Consider the following 3,217-nt stretch of genomic DNA (forward strand, 5'->3'; position numbering starts at 1 on the left):
GAAATCCGCGAAGCAGGCCGTGCCGTTGAAATGTGCCACGTCTTGCCCGCGAGCACGCAACCGCGAGCCACCCGCAGGCAGGCGGTTGCGGTACGTCGTGCGCTCCAGACGGTCGCAGAGCACAGGGTGACCTTCGAGGCACGACGGGCAGACGCCGCACGCGGGCGCCCAGCAGAAAACGACGTGGTCGCCCGCGCGCAGCCGAGTCACGCCTGCGCCCACTTCGCGCACTACGCCTGCGCCTTCGTGCCCGAGCACGAGAGGCGTGCGCGCAGGCCAATCGCCGCGCGCCGGATGCAGATCGCTGTGGCAGACCCCGGCGGCCTTCAACTCGACCAGCACCTCGCCCGCGCGCGGAGCTTCGAGTTCGGCTTCTTCAACCGAGAGCGGCGCGCCCTGCTCCCACAAGATGGCGGCTTTGATATTCATCGAGAGTTGTCAATCGAGAGTTAGAACTCGTTTCAAAACTGCCACAGAGGCACAGCGCGGCTTTTAGCCGCAACCAAAGGGAACGATCCACTAAATTTACACGAAAAGACACCAAGGACATTTCGTGTTAGTTCGTGTGATTTCGTGGATCGTTGTTTCTGCCAAAACTTTGCCCTCTTTATTTGTCCTTCTCTGTGTGTCCGTGCCTCTGTGGCTAATTGAGTTTTGTAATTGCTCTTATCGTTCGTCAGGCCTTTCCGGCGAGTGCCGTAGCGATGCGCGCCAGCCACGTCACTCGGCTTTCGAGCGTGGCGAAACGCGGGTCGTCGGTCTGCCCGCGATGGTAACGGTAGAAAATCTGTTGCAGCACGACGGCAAGTTTGAAGACGGCGAACACTTCGTAGAAAGTGACGTTGGTCAAATCGAGTCCTGTCCGCTCGCCGTAGCGTTCGAGAATCTCCGCGCGCGTGAACCAACCCGCTCGATGTGTGACGGAGGTCACGGCATCGTGCTGCGACAGCGTCGAGGTGTGCACGCAGTAGCAGAGCAGGATGCCCAGATCAATGAGCGGGTCGCCGACGGCGCTCATCTCCCAGTCGAACACGGCGACGATGCGCCCAATGTCGCGCGCGTCCAGCATCACGTTGTCGAGCTTAAAGTCACCGTGAACCACAGTCGGCCTAGCCGGGTCGGGCGGCAGACGTTCCGCCAGCCACGCCGCGAGCACGTCCATCTCTGGCAGCTCGCTCGTTTGCGATCCACTCCAGCGCTCGCTCCACCCTCTCACCTGTCGCTCAACGAACCCGGCGGGCTTACCGAGGGTGGTCAGCCCGTCAGCGGCGATGTCCACCGCATGCAGTTCGGCGAGCGTGTCCACCAAACCTTCACTGACCCGGCGACGCTCTGCGGGTTGATCGGCTAGCTCCGGGGGCTCGTCATAACGGACCACAAGTCCGTGCCTTCGTTCCATGATGTAAAAGATTGAACCAATGACGCTCGCGTCTTCGCAGAGTGCAAACGGTTGCGGCGCGAGCGAGAACACCGGATGCACAGCTTCGAGAATACGATATTCGCGCGCCATGTCGTGGGCCTTGGGAGGCACAGGCCCGAACGGCGGTCGGCGCATCACGAACTCCTGATCGCCGCAGCGCAGCAGGTAGGTTAGGTTCGAGTGGCCGCCGGGAAACTGCTCGACCGTCATCGGCCCGGCGTCGTCGAACTGCCCTCCCAACACGGCGGCCAGTTTCGCGCGCGCGTAACGTGCGAGCGAGTCCCAATCAAGCTGCTCGCTAGCGCGCACAGGCTTCGTGTCCGACGAATCAGGCGTCACGCCGTGCGAGGGAGAGAGTTCTTTGACTGAAGGGGGCGCGTCACTCATCGATTAATCCCGTCTCCGCCTCGCAGCATCATTCAAATCGAGTGGAAGGGCAGAGTTGAGAACACCACAGAGACACAAAGAAGACAGAGGTAGCGGAGAGAATGATTTGAAACTCTGTACACAGATGATGGCACGCTTGCGAGAATGCCCCTCTGTGAACAAGTCCATAGGTTCTTGTTTGCTGAGATGTGACCATGCAACAGTCCCGTTAGGGACGGAATGTTTATAGAACAATGAACTCTGAGATATTTCCACCAGCTCCGTTAGGAGCGAAATGTCATTGCTCGACTTGCTCATCGCGGGAACATTTCGCTCCTCCGGAGCTGGGTCATCGGATTGGTGGCCGTGACTATAAACATTCGGCTCCTCCGGAGCTAAGCGTGGGGCCACAACATTGACGTTGACCTGTACGGGTTTGGTTGCGGCTCGAGCTCCTCTTCTCAGTGCCTGCTTTTCCATACGCTCACTGACATATGCTCTATGAACGAAAAATGATGCACGTGGTCGTGCCATGTGCGTAGAGCTTTCCGCGCTCGTCCTCAATTCGGCCCGCGGCGGTGGCAGTGCGACCGCCGACGTGAATCACCTTTGCCTCGCAGCGCAGGCACCCCGTTTCCGCCGTCATCGGGCGGATGTAGTTGACCTTGATCTCCAGCGTCGTGTAGCCCGCACCGGCTGGGAGAGTCGAATGGACGGCGCACCCCATCGCCGAATCGAGCAGCGTCGCCGCTAACCCGCCGTGAACGACACCAATTGGGTTGTAATGATACTCGGCGGGTTCGACGGTAAAGACTGCACGGCCTTCGCTCAGTTCGGTGATATTGAAGTTCATCAACGCACCCATCGGTGGGCGCGGCAATTCGCCCGCGACGATCTTTTGCAAGTACTCAAGCCCGCTCAAATTTTGCCCGTCCTGCGCCGGGTTTCGCGGTTCCTCCCAAGTGATCGTCCGCGTCCTCTCTTTTGTAATACTCATAACCAAACAAACTATTTCGTGTCTTTTCGTGGATCGTCTGTTTTGTCTCTGTACCAATATTGCAAGTTTCGATTTAGTGATACTTTTCGGCGCGTCCTCAAACGTAGTAGCGCACCAGCCACTCCGCCACGCAGCAGGGCCTATCGCCGCCGTCGCGCTCGACCGTCACGCCCCACGTCGCCTGCACGCCGCCTTTAATCTCTTTCAGCGCCACCAGTGTGAAGCGCCCGCGAATGCGCGACTGGGCGGGCACTGGGCGCACGAACCGGACGCGGTTCAGCCCGTAGTTGATACCCATCCGCACTCCGCCGACAGACATCGCCAGCTTGCCGAGTTCGCTCAACAGCGAGAGGGTCAGGAAGCCGTGCGCGATTGTCTCTTTGAATGGTGACTCACGGGCGGCGCGCTCCTGGTCTGTGTGAATCCACTGCCGG

General features: G+C 59.7%; 4 protein-coding genes. All 4 read right to left on the reverse strand.

Features of this window, described 5'->3' with window-relative positions:
* Positions 1–429, reverse strand: a 429-nt coding sequence (locus VES88_09620; protein HYN81747.1) for an alcohol dehydrogenase catalytic domain-containing protein, incomplete at its 3' end; no start/stop codon positions are given.
* 247 nt (positions 430–676) lie between these two features.
* A complete protein-coding gene (locus VES88_09625; GenBank protein ID HYN81748.1) occupies positions 677–1,729 on the reverse strand; it encodes a phosphotransferase family protein in 1,053 nt (350 codons plus the stop codon).
* Between the two features lie 556 nt (positions 1,730–2,285).
* Entirely contained in the window at positions 2,286–2,783 is a 498-nt protein-coding gene (locus VES88_09630) for a PaaI family thioesterase (protein HYN81749.1), read from the reverse strand.
* 97 nt (positions 2,784–2,880) lie between these two features.
* Positions 2,881–3,217 (reverse strand): MaoC family dehydratase (locus VES88_09635; protein HYN81750.1); only part of this gene is annotated, 337 nt, incomplete at its 5' end.

This window comes from Gemmatimonadaceae bacterium (genome assembly GCA_035633115.1).
In the GTDB taxonomy this organism is placed as follows: domain Bacteria; phylum Gemmatimonadota; class Gemmatimonadetes; order Gemmatimonadales; family Gemmatimonadaceae; genus UBA4720.

What these genes read in the sequence shown, in the direction of transcription:
- VES88_09630 (HYN81749.1), bottom strand. Translation starts at nt 2,783, where the DNA reads ATGAGTATTACAAAAGAGAGGACGCGGACGATCACTTGGGAGGAACCG.